Consider the following 17,852-nt stretch of genomic DNA (forward strand, 5'->3'; position numbering starts at 1 on the left):
ATATTTATTAACAATGGGTATGGTTTGTTATCAGTACGCCATGTCAGACAGTACTGACCGCTTTAGCGACTTGATTAGCCGGCGCAGTTTCGTCGAACTAACCGGTACAACCGGAATCGCAGCCCTTGCGGGGTGTAGTGGTGCGTCCACCGGAGGGGGAACGACCGACGACGGTGGGTCCAACGGGGACGCGACCGGGTCCAACGGGGACGAGACAGACGGTGACGATTCCGAGACGAGTGGGACGACTGTCCTCGACAAGAAGATGGTCGGTGCCACGAACAACGGTGTCCCGACGAACCTCCACCTGAACCCGGAAGCGACACAGAACTACGACCCACGAGCGGGAAACTTCGTCTTCGAACGGTTCGCCGCCTACAACTTCTCGACCGGTGAGTTCGAGTTAGCCGCGCTCGACTCGTGGTCTATCGAGGGGCAGACGGTGACACTCACGCTCCGGGACGACCTGTTGTGGGATACCGGCGAGGACGTGACCGCGCGTGACGTCCTGACGCAGTTCCGCCTGATGAAGAAGATGAACACGTCGCTTTGGGACTTCACCGAGAGCGTCGAACGGGGCGACGACGACAAGACCGTCGTTCTCAACCTCAAACGACCATCCAACCCGGAGGTCATCAAACACACGCTCGCCAACGGGTCACTCCGACTGTTCGCGTACCATCCGACCTTCGAACAGTTCCTCGACAAAGAAGCCGAGGAGCTCCAGCAGTTCAAATACGAAGGAGACGTGGTCGCGAGCGGTCCCTTCTCGGTCGCGTCGAAGTCGAAGCAGTCGTGGGAACTCACGAGGAATCCCGAATACTACGGCGCTGACAACATCAACTTCGCGGGTATCTCGCTTCTCTCGCGGGGGGACAACACCGCACTCCAACAGGGCCTGATGGGCCGCGAACTCGACTTCGTCACGAGCCTCTTCGCGCCGCCGAAGATCGTCGGCAACTTCCCCGACTCCGTCGAAGAAGTGACCATCTCCGCGAAATGGGGGTACGGTGTCCTGTTCAATCACGACGACCCCGACTTCGGGAAGCGAAACGTCCGGCAGGCGGTCGCTCACGTCATCAACCGCCAGCAGGTCGTTGATAACGCAGGGCCGCGAACGAAAGCGCCCGCACCGAAGGTGACTGGCATCGCCCCGGACGACCAGGAGTCGTGGCTCGGTGACGCGTACGACTCCTTCGAGGGGTACGGCATGGCGGCGTCGCAGACGGACAAAGCCGCTGCGCTCCTCCGCGAGGCCGGCTACTCGAAGGAAGACGGCACGTGGACACACAGCAGCGGTCGAACCCTCGGTGGGACGTACTACACTCCCGCTGGCTGGACGGACTGGACCACGGCGACGAACACTGTCGTCGACCAGTTGAACGCGTTCGGCTTCGACTTCGAAATCAGCCAGAAGCCGACGGGAGATTTCTTCGGCGGCTACATCGAATCCAACTTCAAGATCGGCGCGTTCTACTGGATGCCCGGCGGTGCACGGTCGGCGTTCCCGTACTTCCCGCTCCGCTGGCAGCTCACTAACCCGGACATCGACGGCGGGCACAACTTCCCGGAGGGCGAACAGACTGTCCCCGGGATGGACGGCGGCGAGATGACTATCGACCCACTCTCGGTGGCACAGGAGATTTCGACCACGCAGGACCGAGCCACGACGGAGGAACTCATCAAGCGTGTCGCGTGGCACCACAACCAGAACCTTCCAATACTGGGGCTGGTCGCGAAGCTCGAACAGTCGTGGCTCACCACCGACGAGTGGGACATCCCGGCGGAAGGGAGCGACGACCGAGCAATCAAGTGGCCAAGCGAGTGGCTCCCACGCCAGGGACAGCTCATGGCCGAGCAATAATCGAAGTGGAGCAACGTAACCATGAGTAACTACTACGTCCGTCGGACGGCCAGGGTGTTCGCGACCATCTTCGCGGTCGCGACGCTCACGTTCGGGCTGATTCGCCTCCTTCCGGGCGGCCCCTTCACGCAGTTGCGCGCGCAACTGCTTCGGCAGGGCGTTCCGGCATCGGAGGTCGACGCCCGGATTTCGAACCTCCAGAACATCGACCCCAACGCGCCGCTCTGGCGGCAGTACCTGGACTACATGGGCGCCGTCGCTCAGGGGAACTTCGGCGAGTCGATCTCGCTGGGCGAACCGGTGGCGCAGATCATCGCCGAAGCGGTGCCGTGGACGGTGTTCGTCGTCCTGGTGTCGACGATTCTCATGTTCGCCGTCGGTATCTTCCTCGGGTCGTTACAGGCCTACTGGGAAGGCTCACGGTTCGACAAGGCGTTCAGTGGCCTCTCGATCGGCCTCATGTCCGTCCCCTTCTACGTCGTCGCCGTCATCTCACTGTACGTCTTCGCGTACCAGTGGGGATGGTTGCCGACGGCGGGAACGGTCGGGACCAACGTCGAGAAAGAACTGAGCGTCCCGTTCGTGCTCAGCGCGCTCGAACACAGTCTCTTGCCCATCTTCTCGTACACGCTGGGCGGGATCGGCGGGCAGGCGTTGGCCATGCGCGGGAACAGTATCCAGGTGCTCGGTAACGACTACGTCCGGGTCGCGAGACTCCGCGGACTCCCCGACCGCCGTATCGCGACTCGGTACGTGGCGAGGAACGCCATCCTTCCGATGTACACCGGGTTCCTGTTGCTCCTCGGATTCCGCCTGTCGGGGACCGTCATTCTGGAGCAGATATTCTCGTACACCGGACTCGGCTACTACATGTTCGCCGCGCTGAAGGCGAACGACTACCCGCTCATGATGGCGACGTTCCTCATCATCACCGTCGCGCTCATCGTCGGCGTCTATATCGCCGACCTGACCTACAGCAAGATCGACCCACGAATCAGTGCCGGAGGTTCTGATGAAGCGTACTGAGAGAGAAGAGTCCAGCGCAACGGAGTCCAGCGCAGTGGTTACCGACGGTGCCGGCGTCGACTGGCGGGGGTCGGCCTCGTCGTCGGTGACGGTGACTCGTGCGGAGCGACTTCGAGAGTTCTACGAGGAAACCGTCTTGAAACCGATGCTCGTCGCGTGGTCGGACAGCAGAACCCGACTCGGACTGCTCATCATCGGTTTCTACGTGTCGTTGGCGCTCGTGGCCGTCCTCGGTCTCTGGCGAGCGCCTTCGACGAGTCAGGCCCCTCGGTACCTGACGCTGTTCGAGAACATGCAGTACCCACTCGGGACGACTGCGTCGGGGACGGACCTCGCCGCACTCATCATCCACTCGACTCCAGACATCTTGCTGATGGTCACCTCGGGTGGACTCTGGGCGACCGGTATCGCCGTCCTCGTCGGGACCGTCGCTGGGTACAAGGGCGGTTCGGTCGGACGCGCGTTGATGTCGATATCGGACTTCGTCATGGCCATCCCCGGGCTCCCACTGGTGATGATTCTCGCGATTACGTTCAATCCCAAGAACCCGATCCTGCTCGGAATCGTCATCAACATCAACTACTGGGCTGGCCTCGGCCGGTCGATCCATTCACAGGTGCTGACGATTCGGGAGAACAACTACGTCGAAGCCTCCCGGACGATGGGCGTGAGCACGCCGCGAATCATCCTGAAGGACGTGCTTCCGAACATCATGCCGTACGTGACGGTCAACTTCGTGTTCGCCGCGCGGTACGTCGTGTTCGCATCGATCGGACTGTTCTTCCTCGGCGTGTTGCCGTACTCCGACCAGAACTGGGGCGTCACCCTGAACTTCGCGTACAATGGTGGTGCCCTGTTCTCTTGGAGTGCCGCACACTGGCTTCTCGTCCCGATGGCCGCGATTATCGGCCTCTCGGTCGGACTCATCCTCCTCGGCCAGGGGATGGACCGCGTGTTCAACCCGCGCGTTCGGACTCGTCTGACGGGAGAATCAGCGTCGACCGCTTCGGCCGACGAGAAAGAGACCGGGATGACGGAGGTACTGTAGATGACTGCCAAACAGCGCGAAACGACGACCCCTACGACAGCTATGACGACAGACGACCCAATCATCGAGATCAACGACGCGGCCGTCACGTACGACGGCGGCGAGACGTTCGTGTTGGACCACGTGAGCATGTCGATCGAACGTGGCGAGATTCTCGGCATCGTGGGCGAGAGTGGAAGCGGCAAGTCGATGTTCGCCGACTCGATGCTGGACGCCATCCCCGACCCCGGGCGACTGTCCGGTGAGATACGCTACCACCGTGACGATGGGACCACAGTCGACGTGCTCGAACTCTCCGACGACGAACTTCGAGAGTTTCGGTGGGAGGAGGTGTCGATGGTCTTCCAGGGCGCGATGAGTTCGTTCAACCCGACGATGAAGATTGGCGGGCACTTCAGAGAGACGCTGAAGGCCCACGACGCCGATGTCACGTCGGGAATGGAGTTCGCCCGTGAACTCCTGTCTGACCTGTACCTCGACCCGGAGCGCGTGCTGACGTCGTACCCGCACGAACTCTCCGGCGGGATGCAGCAGCGGGCACTCATCGCCCTGTCGCTCGTTCTCGAACCCGAGGTGCTGGTGATGGACGAACCGACCGCCGCACTCGACCTCCTGATGCAGCGTTCGATTCTGACGCTCCTCGAGGACTTACAGGAAAAGTACGACCTGACGATGGTGTTCATCACCCACGACCTGCCGCTGGTCGCCGAACTCGCCGACCGGATGGCCGTCATGTACGCCTTCCAACTCATCGAGGTCGGCGACCGTGAGCAACTCATCGCGAATAGCGGGCACCCATACACGCGAGCGTTGCTCAATGCGACGCCCGACATCGAAGCGCCGCTCGAAGAGATGCGACCGATCGAGGGACAGAGTCCGGCACCCATCAACGTTCCACAGGGGTGCGCCTTCGCACCACGATGTCCACTTGCCACCGAAGAGTGCCGAGTTGAAGACCCGGCGTCCACGCAACTCGACGACGACCACGCCGTTGCCTGTCACTACGCTGAAGACGCACGAGACGAGATTGCGCTGCACTTCGACCGTTCCGAGGAGACCGTTCCGGTCTCGGGAGGTGATGGGTCGTGAGCCGTGTCGACGAATCGTCGACCGGGTTCGACCAGCACGACGAACCACTCATCTCACTCGAAAACGTCGAAGTCCACTTCGAAAAAGAGCAAGGACTGTCCGACCTCTTCGAGGAGCCAGACGTGGTCAAAGCGGTCGACGGCGTCTCGCTCGACATCGAGGAGAACGACGTCCTCGCACTCGTCGGGGAAAGCGGGTGTGGAAAGACCACCCTGGGCAAGACGACCATCGGGCTCCAGCGGCCGACGGGCGGGACAGTGACGTACAAGGGACAGGACATCTGGGCCGCCAAAGACGGCAACGGAGAGATACCGTTCGACGAGATTCGGTCGTCGCTCCAGATTATCCATCAGGACCCTGGGAGTTCGCTCAACCCCAATCGACGGATTCTGAACATCCTCGCAGAGCCGATTAAGCTCACTCACCCAGCGGTCGGGGCCAGCGAACGCCGCGAGCGGATTCACGCGCTTCTCGAGCGCGTCGGTATGAACCCCGCAGCAGACTTCGCAGACCGGTACCCACACCAGCTCAGCGGCGGGGAGAAACAGCGCGTGGCGCTCGCTCGCGCGCTCTTGATGAATCCCGACGTGATCCTCGCAGACGAGGCCATCAGCGCACTCGACGTCTCCTTACGGGTCGAAATGATGGACCTGATGCTCGATTTGCAGTCGGATTTCGACACCTCGTTCGTGTTCGTCTCGCACGACCTCTCGAACGCGCGGTACTTCGCGGAACACGGTGACGGTCGAATCGGTGTGATGTATCTCGGAAATCTGGTCGAAGTCGGTCCAGCAGAACAACTCATCGGCGACCCCAGTCACCCGTACACGAACGTCCTCCGCTGGGCGACGCCTAACTTGTCCCGACAGTCGGGTGAGGCTAGTGAGCCACCGATGCGGAAGATAGACATCCCAGACCCGGTCAACCCACCGAGCGGGTGCCGTTTCCACACGCGCTGTCCCGAAGCCCGTGAGGCGTGCCAAGAGGTAGTCCCACAACTCCAACAGTCCGGTGAGGCTGCCGGCCATCGCGTCGCCTGCTTCAGAGACGACCCGAACCACTCCTATTGGGATAGCGACCCGCTGACGGGGGAGGATGACTGATGTGAATGGGTGGTTGTCGCTTCCGCCTCACCCGCTGGTCACCGGTGCGAACCCGCCCTCCAATCTCGACCGAAACCGAGCCGATACCGTTCGAATCGGGAGCTTGATACTCTGTGCTTGATATGGAACCATATGGCACGCTTAGAGACGGTTGTCGACGTGATCTGCGACCAGCGTGACCGGTTTCCGCTGTTCGTCGCAATCGGCATCGTGATGGGGCTCCTGCTCGGGTTCTCGTTGTTGTATCTCGAACCGGGAACTGCCGCGTACGCGATCGCGCTCATCGACATTGGCCTCGTTGCAGTCACGGTGGTCGGATTTGGCGGCGGCTTTTGGCTCTGTACGAAGCGGTCCGTAGAGGAGTGATACGGTACTGGCGACGGCGATGAGCGCTCGGAGCGGACGAGCGGCCGGTCTCGCGAGAAACACGGAGTCAGCCGTGTATTGGAACTAGATATTCTCGTTTTATACCAAATTCAATACATTTAATTGTTGGCCTGCTTCCTTCGAGAGTATTCATCTGAAATAACAGCGTTCTGGATGGATCTCTCGTCAACGATACTCAACTTCGACAGTATAGTATTGATATTATCACACAATAATAATGAGTCGGTTGCTTCTTGGCGCTAAATTGGTTTGACGCCGTGAAGCTGCTCTGAGTACGTTCTACCTCCCCGAAAGAGGCACTTAATCACCCGTTTGACGCCATCCACGTCGTTGACCGCCGGTATTGGGCTCAGTCCCGAACCTCCTGACCGACTCGATTCGACCACGTGAAGAGAATCTCCAAAAGAGCCCCGTTCACACGATTGAGTACCGTTTGACCGGGAATCCCCTCCTACGAGTGGATAGCACACGCCCACAGACAATATTTTGGTTACCATACAATTTCATGTGACTCGTACGGCCTCGGTAGTTAACTGACGAGCCCAGTTGGAGACGTTGTCGCCGAGTCCCTGAGTCACCTCAAACAGACATAGAAATTTAATATTAACTTTGTTGATATGTTTTCAGCAGTCGGAACGGTCGGGTCCCATGGTAGCGAGCGCGTTGCTCGGTTCGGTAGGTGTCGGTGAGTCTGGCTCGTATCGGACCGCGACTCCGCCACCGCGTGAGTCGGACCGTCAGCCCAGTCGCGCTTCCAGCGACTCGACGAGCGAGTCGTTGCCGATGTAGACCGGGACGCGGTCGTGGATGCCGTCGGGCGTCCCCGAGAGGAGCGATTGCTCGCCGTCCGACGACCGCCCGCCCGCGCACTCGATGATGTAGCCGATGGGAAAGCCCTCGAACTGCTGTCGGAGTTTCCCGCTCGGTGCGTCGGTCTGTGCGGGGTACGCGAAGACGCCGCCGTAGTGGAGAATCTGGTTCACGTCACCGATCATCGACCCGCCGTAGCGGAGTTTCATCCCCTCGGTGCGCTCGGTCTCGCTGGCGAACGCCTCGAACTCGTCGAACCAGTGGTTGACGCGGCCGCCGAAACTGAAGATGGCGGGGTCGTCGGGCAGCGTCAACTCCTCGCGGAGCGGGCGCTTGATGCCCGATTCGAGGATGTACTCGCTGACGACGCCGTCGCGGGCGGCCACGAGCGTCGTCACCGGGCCGTAGAGGATGTAGCCAGCGGCGAGCAGGTTCTCGCCACCCGTGGGGAGCGGTTCGTCGTAGACGCTGTACAGCGTCCCCATCACGTTGTTCGGCTTCAGGTTCGTCGACCCGTCGAGCGGGTCGAGCGCGACGGACACGCCCTCGCCGATGTCGATGACGTCGGCGCGCTCCTCGCTGGCGTACTCGCCAACGCCGTCGAGGGGCCGGAGCCGCTTCAACAGCAGTTCGTCGGCGTAGGTGTCGGCTTCCAACTGGCGCTCGCCGCTCGGATTCGTGCCCTCCTCGTAGACGCGCCGGCCGGGCAGCCCCGCGCGAATCGACGGCGCGGCCGCACAGAGCGTCTCGACGACGGCGTCGACCACGTCGTCCTCCCGACTCGATTCGTCTGTCATGCGTTCGATACACCCTGCGGGGTCGCGGATGCGTCGAAGCGATTCGACGGGACGCCGACGGGCGGCGCGCGGACGGACGTCGGAGTGGTCGTCATTACCTACAGATTCCGTGGACGGAGTATAGTTCTGTCCCCGAGAGTAAGCGTTGCACCGTGCCGATGACGGGGTAGGCGGCGAGTTTTCGACTACGGAGGCTCTGTTGAAATCTTCCGCCGATAGAGGTTGTTGGACTCGTGCTGAATACAGGGTGCGAGTCGGCTATGAGTTCAGCACTCGATATGGGCAGAGCAAATCGCTACGTACACCCTCTATATTCAGCATACCTCACTACTCAATTCTCAATCATTTCAACAAGTCCAGAATTTCACAATCGGATATGCGAAAAGCCAAACATCGCTTCCCTGTACCATCAGTTAATGAGCGAGTCAAAAGACGCGGACGCGAGGCCAAAAATATCAGTTGCAGTTGTAGATAAGACGCACGCGAACGAGATTCCGGACAATATTGACTCTGAACTATATACGACAACAAGGCCTGAGTCATCGTTGGTTGAGTTTGCGGCTGACCCTGATGGGGAACTAGCAGAGGCACTCAGGCGAAACGGATTCGACGTCTGAGTTAATCCACTCGCACGCGCTACTGAACGGTTGGTTCAGCGTCGATACGATGGAATAAACGAAGGCTCCGTGAGAGATTACACCCTCTGTCTGTTGCACACTCCTTCTGACAGAACTTGACCGGTCATCGGTTGAAACTGGCGGCGTAGTGATACACCAGCGCCGGGTCAAGGAACATCAGGCATTCGGTAAACGACCACGGGTCGGGTAACCCGTGGCTTTTGTTGTTCCCTCAGCCTACGTTGTAAGCACTCCACGCGAAGCGATTTCGCGGGATGAGGATGGGCGGTTTACAGAGCGCCCCGACCCAGACAGGCTCACCTTCCGAACACTTGGTTGGGTTTTGCGAGTCCGGTAATTAACCGATTCAACATCTACGCCAGCGTGTTTCGCCCACACTCGCCACGCCACATTCACACTCGCGTTCCGGTCAGCATGGTCTTGATGAACCGCACACGAATCATTTGTACACCGGAACCGTCGTCCTTGACGGTATCCCCGATGACCACAGCACGAACATGACTTCGAGTTGTACGGAGACTCGACCGTCTCACACGGAATCTGGTTCCACGTCGCTTTGTAACGAACCTGTTGCTCGAACTTGTGGAACGGGAGTTTGTGCAGACGCCGATTCATGTACGTGCCGTACTTGATGGCGTCTCGAATTCCACTCAAGTCCTCGAACACCATAACGGGGTTCGGGAACTGTTGGGCGAACTCGACCACGACTCGGGACATTCTGTGAAGAACCCACTCTGTGTAGCGTTCTTCTTTGTCTCCGAGTTGGTTGTGGATGGAATGTTGGCCGTGTTCTTGACAGCGTTTCGTGATGGTGTGGTAGCGTTGGCGTTCGGCTTTCACCGAACCGTAGTCAAGCACGAGTGTTCCGAGCGTGTCCATCGTCTCACGGTTAAGAGCGGTGAGGGCGATGTTGCGCTCGTTAATATCGACGCCGACGAGTGTGTCCGCGTCTTCGGGTTCTGGCACCTCAACTTCTGTTTTGACCGTGACGTGTAGGTAATACACGCCATCTCGGTACAGAAGCTCGGCCTGTCCCAACGACCACTCATCTTCAGTCAAGGCTGACTCGATGAGGTTGAAGTCTTCCGGTCGCCCTCGAAGGTGTCCTTTCACCTTCTTGTACGGCTTCGGACTCACACGGAACCGAATCCTACCTTCTTCATCGTTGTGGGTGAGGCGGTAACCTTCGGTGTGTGCCATAACGAGTGGGTAGGCTCCTTTCTTGTCCGTGGCTGGTGGCGACGGTTTCCCGACGGTAGTGTCATCTTGGTCGTACCACCAGTTGAGGAGTTCTTTGTAAGAGTTCCACGCTTGCAGAGCCTTAGCGACGACCGCACACTTGTTGTTCCGGAGGAAGTCCTCGCGGTCAACCTCGCGTTGAATCTCGGTTTTGTTGTAGCCGTCTTGTTTGAGACGGAGTGTGTCGTTGGAGATGTCTCGTGCGGTGAAGCGGGCATCTTTGAGCCACGACCGCTCACCAGACTCTATGCAGAGTCGAGTGCGTGCGGTCTTCGTGACTGGTTCGATACCCATACATTGACTATCGAATCAAATGATAATAAGCGTAGGGATTCGGATGGAAGAGTACTGGAGTCATGCACATTCGATTAGTTTGTGTAAGTAACATTTCGTGTGGTGTCCGAAGTATCGACACGGGATGTTGGAGTTAGTTCGAGACGAACTTGCAGAGTTGTTCCGAGGAACCGCCGAACGGTTCGGTCACGAGATTGTGTCGATGGAGATTGCTACCGACCACGTTCACTTGTTCGTGGAGGCCGACCCAAAATGGAGTCCTGCCGAGATTGCCAAGCAATTCAAGGGATACTCGGGGCGAACAATTCTCAATCGTCACCCAGAAATCAAATAGCGGTACTTCTGGGGGAGTGGGTTGTGGAAGGAGGGATACTACGTTGGGACGACTGGTGTGGTGTCCGAGGATGTGGTTCGTCGGTACATCGAGGAAACTGAACATTAGGCAAGCGTACGCGATTCACCCACGGGTCAGGTGACCCGTGGAACTCTCGCTGTCTTCTTTAGAGAGAATAAATAGGTGAACAGAACAATCGAACTGCCAAACGTCAATGCTCCGTACAGCGGCAAAGACTTCCACGAGGAGGTTGGGCTGATCCAATTCGACACGAGTGTCCCGACTGCTGACAGTCCCAGAAGACCAGACACGATTGGCATTCCTTCCAACGAGAGATAGCCACCAATTACGTCCACAGCAATCATTGTGAAGTACCTCGGGGACAAGCCCCGAGGCTTCACCGTTTTGTCTGAACGCCCGAAAAGCGGACGGACAGACGCAGGCGAATTTAATTCCCCTCGGACTCCCGTGAGGTCGTCTGGAATTAACACCCGAACGTCCGATACGTCCGTGAGGGTCGGCGGCTCCACCCCCGCCCGACAACACCCGTCTCACCTGCCGTAGCAGGGTTTTGAGAGGTGTCGCATTCCTCCGCAACTGCATGCAGTTGCGACGAATNCCCCCGCCCGACAACACCCGTCTCACCTGCCGTAGCAGGGTTTTGAGAGGTGTCGCATTCCTCCGCAACTGCATGCAGTTGCGACGAATTAAGGTCTTTAACCCGCCCAACTGTAACGTGAGAGGCGGTTGCATGAGCAATAGGGGTGTCGGCATTCACCCTCGGGGTCAAGCCCCGAGGCACTCTGCCTTGATTTCTGTAGAAAGGAGTCCACAACAGACAGCGAGGATGCCAGCGGTGGCCCGTCGCGTAATCGTCAATCCCATACGAAGTTGTGACAATACTCTATAATAAATTCGTTGTCGCTCGGTGGAAACAGATTACCGAGCGGCGAACAGGCGTTCGAACACGACCGTTGGGAACCGCGGTTCGAGTCGGCTCGGCGGCCGGCCCTTCCGGTCGACGCGCTCCGCCGTGACCCGACGGGTGATGCCGTCTTCGGCGAGTTCGTAGAGGATCCGCTTGACCGTCGCCGCCGAGAGGTCGACCGACTTGGCGATGTGCTGGCTCGTCGCCCGCACCGACTGCTGTTGGTCGGGTCGCAACGCGAGGAGTTCGTGAAGCACCTGCTGGCGGTTCTCCGGGAGCGCGAACACGCGGCCGAGCGAGACGCACGGGCGCGGCACCGCAGCGATTCCCGCGGCGGTGTCGGCCGCGGTGATGCTCTGGTGTCTGTTCCGAGTCGCCTCGTCGGCCGCGCCGAACAGCGCCGCGAGCGCGTCGTGGGCGTCGCCGTCGGCCCACTCGGCGATGTCGCGCGCGAGTCGGTGGTCGAGCGTCCGCTGGGACCCGGCCGACGACGCCCGGGTCATCAACACGTCGATGAGCACCTGACTCTGGTACGGTTCGAACTGAATCTCGCTGGCCGTGTAGTCGGTCAGCACCGTCTCGTCGGGCGACGAACGCCCGATGGCCAACCAACTGACCTTGCTCGGCAGTCCAGCACAGAGGTCGACGAACGCCTCGCCGTCGAGCGTCCCCGGCTCTTCGAGGTGGTCGACGGCGACGATGGCACCCGTCTGCGGGCCGTCGAGCGTCGCTTTGAGCCGCGACTGGAGCGCCTCCGTCTTGATGCCTTGCTTCGGCACCGACTCGTCGACGAGCGCGGCGAGCACGGCGTGATAGAACGCGAACGCGCTCGTCGTCTCGCGCGCGTCGACGTAGACGAACCGCGGCGCGAACGTCGCCTGCACGCGGGTCGTCGTGTGAATGGCGGCGTTGTTGACGCTCGACACGCGGACGAGGCGGTCGAAAAGCGCCGTCACGACCGCCGACTTCCCCGACCCTTTGGGGCCGTAGACGTAGGCGTTCGGCGGGAGGTGGCCGTCGAACACCGGGTCGAGGTAGTCGAGTAATCGCTCCAACACCGGCCCGCAGTTCACCGGGTCGTCGATGTGCACGACCGGCGAGAGCGAATCGTAGTCGACGAGGAGGCGAGGCTCACCGTCACGGCGCTGCCGACGTTTGATCCTCGCTTCGATGTCCATGTCGTGGATGATAGTTCCGAAATGGGAGGTATATCAGTTCTGACTGCTCACGGCAGCGGCACCGCGCCGGCCGTGGTGAAGACGCCCGCGATGGCGAGCAGGCCGAGGACGAACGTGGTCGTCACGATGGAGGCCGCGGGCGGGTCGAAGTGGGTGCTGCCGTGCGCGTAGAAGACGCGCTCGTACACCTCGCCGAGGACGCCGCCGAGGACGCCGAAGCCCGCACCGAGCACGAGCGCCACGGGGACGCTCGCGCCGTCGAGCATGGCCATGCTGGCGATGAACGTCGCCGGGAGGCTCATGTGGTGGGTGACCGGAATTTTCTCGACGCCGAGGTTCAAGAACAGCAGGCTCGTCGCGGAGATGCCGAACGGGATGAACAGGCTCCCCGTGCGCGCGAAGATGTACGCGCTGAGGATGCCAACGGCCATCCCGACGGCGGCAACGCCGCTCCACTTGTACTGGTGCGGGAGCCACGGCTCGACCGCGAGGCGGTACGAACCGCCGGTGGCGGTCCCACCGTCGGTCATCGCCTCGCGTTTTGTGCCCGTCTCGAACGGCGACACGTCGAGGAAGCCCTTGCCGCGGGGGGTTCCGACGAGTTCGTAGCCGAAGACGGCGCGGGCGAGCAGCGCGGTCAGGACGACGCCGACCGCGGGCGGGTCGAGCGGGAGCGCGAGGCCAGCAGAGGTCTGACGAATCGCCATCCCGATGACGCCGAAGACGCCGCCCACCGCGAGGATGTCCGGTCGGGTGCCGAGCGCGTACGCGATGTCCTTCGCGGGGTGGTAGTCGCCGTCGGCGGGCGCGGGCATACCGTCGTTCTTCGCGGCGTAGGCCGCGGCGGCGACGCCGCCCGCGAAGGCGACGTGGGGGCCGAAGACGGGGCCGAACGCCAGCGGGCCGACGATGCCGGCACCGTAGCCGCCCGCGGCGTCGGCGACGAGGCCACCGCCCCCGACGAACTCCGTGGAGACGACGTTGCCGGCCTCGCCGACGAGCACCATGATACCGGTGAAAATGAACGCCGGCAGCGCCCCGAGGGACGCGCCGAACATCCCGCCCGCGAACGAGGCGATGACGAGCACGAGGATGTCGATGGCTTCGAGGCCGAACACGATGGCCATCTCACTCGTCCCCCTCGGCTTCGTCTTCGCGCGCCCAGTCGAGCGAGCGGTCGACCGCGTCGTGCCAGCGGTCGTACATCTTGTCGACGCGCTCGGCGTCGGCTTCGGGCGAGAACTCTCGGTCGACCTGCCAGTTGTCGCGGAGTTCGTCCACGGTGTCCCAGTAGCCGACGGCGAGGCCGGCGGCGTACGCCGACCCGAGGGCGGTCGTCTCGTCGACCTCCGGCCGGGCGATGTCCGTCTGGATGATGTCGGACTGGAGCTGACAGAGGAAGTTGTTCTTGACCGCGCCGCCGTCGACGCGGAGCGCGTTCAGTTCGACGCCCGAGTCGGCCTCCATGGCCTCGGCCACGTCGCGGGTCTGGTAGGCGATGGATTCGAGCGTCGCGCGGACGAGATGCTCCTTCCGCGTGCCGCGGGTCATGCCGACGATGGTACCGCGGGCGCGGCCGTCCCAGTGGGGCGCGCCGAGGCCCGTGAACGCCGGGACCATGTAGACACCGTCCGTAGACTTCACGGAGCGAGCGAGCTCCGCCGTCTGGGCGGCGTTGTTGATGAGGTCGACGTCTTCGAGCCACTCGATGGCCGCGCCGGTGATGAAGATAGAGCCTTCGAGGGCGTACTGGACGGGCTCGCCGGAGAGTTGGAATCCGATGGTCGTCAGGAGGCCGTGGTCGGACGAGACCGCCTCGGTCCCGGTGTTCATGAGGTAGAACGAGCCGGTGCCGTAGGTGTTCTTCGCGTCGCCCTCGTCGAAGCAGGTCTGGCCGAACAGCGCGGCCTGCTGGTCGCCGAGCGCGCCCGCGACGGGGATTTCCGCGCCGAGGAAGCCGTCCGCGTCCGTGTGGCCGTAGAGGTCCTCGTCCGAGGACGGCCGGACCTCCGGAACCATCTCTTTGGGTACGTCGAACTCGGCGAGGAGGTCGTCGTCCCAGTCGAGCGCCTCGATGTCGTAGAGCATCGTCCGCGAGGCGTTCGACACGTCAGTGATGTGGTTGCCCGTCAGGTTGTAGATGAGCCACGCGTCGATGGTGCCCATCAGGAGTTCGCCCTCCTCCGCCCGACTACGGAGGTCGTCGCCGCGCGAACTCTGGAGCTTCAGCGGCTCCGCGTTGTCGAGAATCCACTCGACTTTCGTCGCCGAGAAGTAGGCGTCTGCTTCGAGGCCGGTCTTCTCGCGAATCCACTCGACTTTGTCTTCGGCCTGGAGCTCCTCGACGCGGTCGGTCGTCCGGCGGTCCTGCCAGACGAGCGCGTTGTGGACCGGCTTGCCCGTCTCGCGGTCCCAGACGATGGTCGTCTCGCGCTGGTTCGTGATGCCCAGCGCTTCGAGTTGCTCCGCGTCGAGGCCGGCGTCGGCCAGCCCGTCCGCGATGACCTGTTTCGTGTTCTCCCAGATTTCGAGGGGGTCGTGTTCGACCCAGCCCGGATTCGGGTAAATCTGCTCGTGTTTCTCGTAGGCGTTGCCGACGACCTGCCCGCTGTGATCGAAGATCATGAAGCGCGTTCCGGTCGTCCCCTGGTCGATCGAACCGACGTATGTGTCTACCATGTGTGTTCCGTGCCCTGCCCAATTTGTTATTGCTGGTGTGGGCTTACCAGTAAACAATATATTGAATCGTTATAAATATATCTCTCAGACTGATTTTCGTCGGTGACACTCGAGAAACGACTGTCGTTCGGGTGGGTACTCCGAGAACCCATAGACACTATAGAGGCGCGTTATTCCACAAATTCCCGGCCCATCCAGTGTTCATCCGAAAGCAACCGACGCTCGGCGACGAACGTATTCTTCACCGAGAACAATCACAGAATCAGTATGTTTACTAGCCATCCGCAGTGGGTAGTGTCGATTCGGTTCAGCTGTGCGAGCGAACGTGTTCGGGGTAATCGACTCGGTGGTCTCCCGCGAGGGACGATACGCATGGCAGACACCACCCTCGACGTGCGCGACCTTCCCCCGGTAGAGCGCCATCCGAAGATTCACGCCGCCTTCGACGACCTCGACGCCGGCGAGTCGCTGACGATTCTCAACGACCACGACCCCAAGCCGCTGTTCTACGAGATGCAGGCGGAAGTCGACGCCTTCGACGCCGACAACTACACCGTCGAACAGCGCGCCCCCGACGAGTTCGCGGCGACGTTCCCGAAGAAGTAGCGTCGCGGCCGCGGGTCGTGACCGCGCTTCCGACCCGCCACCCGCAGTTCTCCACCTCGACGAATATGTTCGGAGTCACCGGTAGGACTCCGCGCCGCGCTAGGTCGCGTATGAGCGCCATTCCCGCCGACATCGACACGGCTCGACAGCCACCGATGACGATTCCGCTCCGGCACTTCGTCGTCGCGCTCGGTCTCCTCGCGGCCGCGGTGGGCCTCCGGGTCGGCCTCGCCGTCGGCGTCGCTCCCGGTGCCGCCCGCCTCGCGCACGTCCACCTCCTCGTCGCGGGGTGGGTGTGCGTCACCATCATGGGCGCGATGACGCAGTTCGTCCCGGTCTGGTCCGGCGTCGACCTCTACTCCCGACGACTCGCGACCGCCCAACTGTGGGCCGTCGGCGTCGGTCTCGTCGGCCTCGCCGCGTGCTTCCTCCTCGGCGCGTTCGCGTGGCTCCCGGTCTTCGGTGCCGCCGCCCTCCTCGGCTTCTGGACGTTCGCTTACAACATCGCGCGCACGCTCTCTCGACTCGACGGGTTCGACGTGACCGAGCGCCATTTCGGCCTCGCAATCGGCGCGCTCGTGGTCGTCACCGCGCTCGGGTTCCTGCTCGCAGTCGACTTCACGCGGCCGCTTTTCGCCGGCGTCGGCGCGACCCACGGAACCGTCCGCGCGACCCACGTCACGCTCGCCGTCTTCGGGGTCGTCGTGACGACCGTCGTCGGCGCGCTCTACCAACTCGCGACGATGTTCACCCAGACGAAACTCCGCGGCGTCGACGTGTGGCTCCGCCGCGTCGAGGAAGTCGGCTATCCGCTCGGCGTCGTCGCACTCGCCGGCGGGAGACTCGTCTCCGAGCCGACGCTCGCGCGGGTCGGCGGCGCACTCGTCGCCCTCTCGCTTCTCGGCGTCGCGGCGATTCTCGCCCGCCGCCTCGTCGAGTCGTCGGTCGACTGGACGCCCATGCTCACACGGTACGCCGTCGCGGCCGTCGCGCTCGCCGCCTGGGCCGTCCTGACGCTCCCCGCGTGGTTCGCAGACCCGCTGGCCGGGGACCGCTTGTTCGGCGCGTCGGGGGGCGACTCGCTGTTCCTCCTCGGGTTCGTCGGCTTCGTCGTGCTCGGGACGCTCTACCACGTCGTCCCCTTCATCGTCTGGGTCCACCGCTACAGCGACCGCCTCGGCCTCGAACCCGTACCGATGCTCGACGACCTCTACAGCGACCGCCTCGCCCGCCTCGACTTCGCCCTCGTCGTCGCGGGCGTCACCGCCGTCGTCGCACACGACCTCGTCGGACTCTCTCCGGCCGCTGAGACGTTGGGCTGGACGCTCATACTCGTCGGTGTCGCGGTGTTCGCCGCGAACCTCCTGCGGGTTATCTGGCTCCACAGCCCGCAGTCGCTGGTCGGCGGCGCAGTCGCGTCGGCCGCCGATGCGGACGACGGCGCGCACTGAGTCGGGTCGTCAGCGACGCGTCTCGCACTCCCTCACAGTCCGAAGAGTTCGGGAGCGAGGAAGAGAATCGCGAGCAGGCATGTCAGGACGAGAATCGCCGCGACGCGCAGGACGCCGGCTGCTCGTCGTCGGTGCTTCGGAAGCGATTCCGCGAGTCCGGACAGCGCAGTCCCGGCTATCATGAACAGCAGCCACCCGCCCGACAAAGACTGTTCCACGACCGCGTACTGCCAGTACAGACCCGAGAAGACGAGCGCGCCGCAGAGCTGGACGACTGGAAAGAGGCCGCCGGAGGGCTCGCTGAACACGGTTTCGTTCACAATGGAGGGCATCGAACGTGTCATCTCCCGCGACAGACAAAAGCGCCTGCATTCGCCACCC

The 17,852-nt window shown here is 62.0% G+C and carries 15 protein-coding genes and 1 pseudogene; 10 read left to right on the plus strand and 6 right to left on the minus strand.

From position 1 onward, the window contains the following. The first annotated feature begins 265 nt into the window (after positions 1–265). The 6 genes from C457_RS15635 to C457_RS15660 all read left to right on the plus strand — a co-directional run bounded on the left by C457_RS15635 (position 266) and on the right by C457_RS15660 (position 6,496). Positions 266–1,864, plus strand: a complete 1,599-nt coding sequence (locus C457_RS15635; RefSeq protein ID WP_008096161.1) for an ABC transporter substrate-binding protein — start codon at positions 266–268, stop codon at positions 1,862–1,864. A gap of 21 nt (positions 1,865–1,885) precedes the next feature. Further along, positions 1,886–2,890, plus strand: a complete 1,005-nt coding sequence (locus tag C457_RS15640; RefSeq protein WP_008096162.1) for an ABC transporter permease — start codon at positions 1,886–1,888, stop codon at positions 2,888–2,890. A 34-nt stretch (positions 2,891–2,924) separates the two neighbouring features. Next, the gene (locus C457_RS15645) at positions 2,925–3,938 is read left to right on the plus strand and encodes an ABC transporter permease (RefSeq protein ID WP_008096163.1); all 1,014 of its coding nucleotides are present in this window, start codon (positions 2,925–2,927) and stop codon (positions 3,936–3,938) included. 42 nt (positions 3,939–3,980) lie between these two features. Then, complete coding sequence (locus C457_RS15650; RefSeq protein WP_008096164.1) at positions 3,981–5,027, plus strand: ABC transporter ATP-binding protein; 1,047 nt, start codon at positions 3,981–3,983, stop codon at positions 5,025–5,027. Continuing rightward, positions 5,024–6,130, plus strand: a complete 1,107-nt coding sequence (locus C457_RS15655; RefSeq protein WP_008096166.1) for an ABC transporter ATP-binding protein — start codon at positions 5,024–5,026, stop codon at positions 6,128–6,130. The genes C457_RS15650 and C457_RS15655 overlap by 4 nt, the downstream gene beginning before the upstream one ends. 132 nt (positions 6,131–6,262) lie before the next feature. Beyond that, positions 6,263–6,496: a hypothetical protein gene (locus tag C457_RS15660; RefSeq protein WP_008096168.1), complete on the plus strand. Its 234-nt coding sequence runs from the start codon at positions 6,263–6,265 to the stop codon at positions 6,494–6,496. A gap of 758 nt (positions 6,497–7,254) precedes the next feature. Here the strand turns inward: C457_RS15660 and C457_RS15665 are convergent. Then, complete coding sequence (locus C457_RS15665; protein ID WP_008096171.1) at positions 7,255–8,124, minus strand: class 1 fructose-bisphosphatase; 870 nt, start codon at positions 8,122–8,124, stop codon at positions 7,255–7,257. 416 nt (positions 8,125–8,540) lie between these two features. On the opposite strand from C457_RS15665, the gene C457_RS19825 reads away from it, so the two are divergent. After that, on the plus strand, positions 8,541–8,741 hold the full coding sequence (locus tag C457_RS19825) for a hypothetical protein (protein WP_081605163.1): 201 nt from the start codon (positions 8,541–8,543) through the stop codon (positions 8,739–8,741). 237 nt (positions 8,742–8,978) lie between these two features. Here C457_RS19825 and C457_RS19830 read toward each other — a convergent pair whose 3' ends face one another. Next, a complete protein-coding gene (locus tag C457_RS19830; protein ID WP_008096172.1) occupies positions 8,979–10,295 on the minus strand; it encodes an RNA-guided endonuclease TnpB family protein in 1,317 nt (438 codons plus the stop codon). A 97-nt stretch (positions 10,296–10,392) separates the two neighbouring features. On the opposite strand from C457_RS19830, the pseudogene tnpA reads away from it, so the two are divergent. Then, positions 10,393–10,737: pseudogene (tnpA, locus tag C457_RS19835) on the plus strand (IS200/IS605 family transposase). Between the two features lie 831 nt (positions 10,738–11,568). Here the strand turns inward: tnpA and C457_RS15675 are convergent. From C457_RS15675 to glpK, 3 genes are read right to left on the minus strand one after another with little or no spacing between them, the layout of a single operon-like run. After that, positions 11,569–12,735, minus strand: a complete 1,167-nt coding sequence (locus C457_RS15675; RefSeq protein WP_008096173.1) for a Cdc6/Cdc18 family protein — start codon at positions 12,733–12,735, stop codon at positions 11,569–11,571. 47 nt (positions 12,736–12,782) lie between these two features. Beyond that, complete coding sequence (locus C457_RS15680) at positions 12,783–13,862, minus strand: hypothetical protein (RefSeq protein ID WP_008096175.1); 1,080 nt, start codon at positions 13,860–13,862, stop codon at positions 12,783–12,785. A 1-nt stretch (position 13,863) separates the two neighbouring features. Then, positions 13,864–15,414, minus strand: coding sequence for a glycerol kinase GlpK (gene glpK, locus C457_RS15685; RefSeq protein WP_008096177.1), 1,551 nt, complete (start codon positions 15,412–15,414; stop codon positions 13,864–13,866). Between the two features lie 372 nt (positions 15,415–15,786). Between glpK and C457_RS15690 the strand changes: the two genes are divergently transcribed. Together C457_RS15690 and C457_RS15695 are read left to right on the plus strand one after the other, a co-directional pair. Continuing rightward, positions 15,787–16,020: a DUF2249 domain-containing protein gene (locus C457_RS15690; RefSeq protein WP_008096179.1), complete on the plus strand. Its 234-nt coding sequence runs from the start codon at positions 15,787–15,789 to the stop codon at positions 16,018–16,020. 110 nt (positions 16,021–16,130) lie between these two features. Then, on the plus strand, positions 16,131–17,471 hold the full coding sequence (locus C457_RS15695; RefSeq protein ID WP_008096181.1) for a hypothetical protein: 1,341 nt from the start codon (positions 16,131–16,133) through the stop codon (positions 17,469–17,471). Positions 17,472–17,503: 32 nt separating this feature from the next. Here C457_RS15695 and C457_RS15700 read toward each other — a convergent pair whose 3' ends face one another. After that, on the minus strand, positions 17,504–17,803 hold the full coding sequence (locus C457_RS15700) for a hypothetical protein (RefSeq protein ID WP_049913653.1): 300 nt from the start codon (positions 17,801–17,803) through the stop codon (positions 17,504–17,506). Between the last annotated feature and the right edge of the window lie 49 nt (positions 17,804–17,852).

This window comes from Haloferax prahovense DSM 18310, from assembly GCF_000336815.1.
Classification (GTDB): Archaea; Halobacteriota; Halobacteria; order Halobacteriales; family Haloferacaceae; genus Haloferax; species Haloferax prahovense.

What these genes read in the sequence shown, in the direction of transcription:
- C457_RS15635 (WP_008096161.1), top strand. Translation starts at nt 266, where the DNA reads ATGGTCGGTGCCACGAACAACGGTGTCCCGACGAACCTCCACCTGAAC.
- C457_RS15640 (WP_008096162.1), top strand. Translation starts at nt 1,886, where the DNA reads ATGAGTAACTACTACGTCCGTCGGACGGCCAGGGTGTTCGCGACCATC.
- C457_RS15650 (WP_008096164.1), top strand. Translation starts at nt 3,981, where the DNA reads ATGACGACAGACGACCCAATCATCGAGATCAACGACGCGGCCGTCACG.
- C457_RS15660 (WP_008096168.1), top strand. Translation starts at nt 6,263, where the DNA reads ATGGCACGCTTAGAGACGGTTGTCGACGTGATCTGCGACCAGCGTGAC.
- C457_RS15665 (WP_008096171.1), bottom strand. Translation starts at nt 8,124, where the DNA reads ATGACAGACGAATCGAGTCGGGAGGACGACGTGGTCGACGCCGTCGTC.
- C457_RS19825 (WP_081605163.1), top strand. Translation starts at nt 8,541, where the DNA reads ATGAGCGAGTCAAAAGACGCGGACGCGAGGCCAAAAATATCAGTTGCA.
- C457_RS19830 (WP_008096172.1), bottom strand. Translation starts at nt 10,295, where the DNA reads ATGGGTATCGAACCAGTCACGAAGACCGCACGCACTCGACTCTGCATA.
- C457_RS15675 (WP_008096173.1), bottom strand. Translation starts at nt 12,735, where the DNA reads ATGGACATCGAAGCGAGGATCAAACGTCGGCAGCGCCGTGACGGTGAG.
- C457_RS15680 (WP_008096175.1), bottom strand. Translation starts at nt 13,862, where the DNA reads ATGGCCATCGTGTTCGGCCTCGAAGCCATCGACATCCTCGTGCTCGTC.
- glpK (WP_008096177.1), bottom strand. Translation starts at nt 15,414, where the DNA reads ATGGTAGACACATACGTCGGTTCGATCGACCAGGGGACGACCGGAACG.
- C457_RS15690 (WP_008096179.1), top strand. Translation starts at nt 15,787, where the DNA reads ATGGCAGACACCACCCTCGACGTGCGCGACCTTCCCCCGGTAGAGCGC.
- C457_RS15695 (WP_008096181.1), top strand. Translation starts at nt 16,131, where the DNA reads ATGAGCGCCATTCCCGCCGACATCGACACGGCTCGACAGCCACCGATG.
- C457_RS15700 (WP_049913653.1), bottom strand. Translation starts at nt 17,803, where the DNA reads ATGCCCTCCATTGTGAACGAAACCGTGTTCAGCGAGCCCTCCGGCGGC.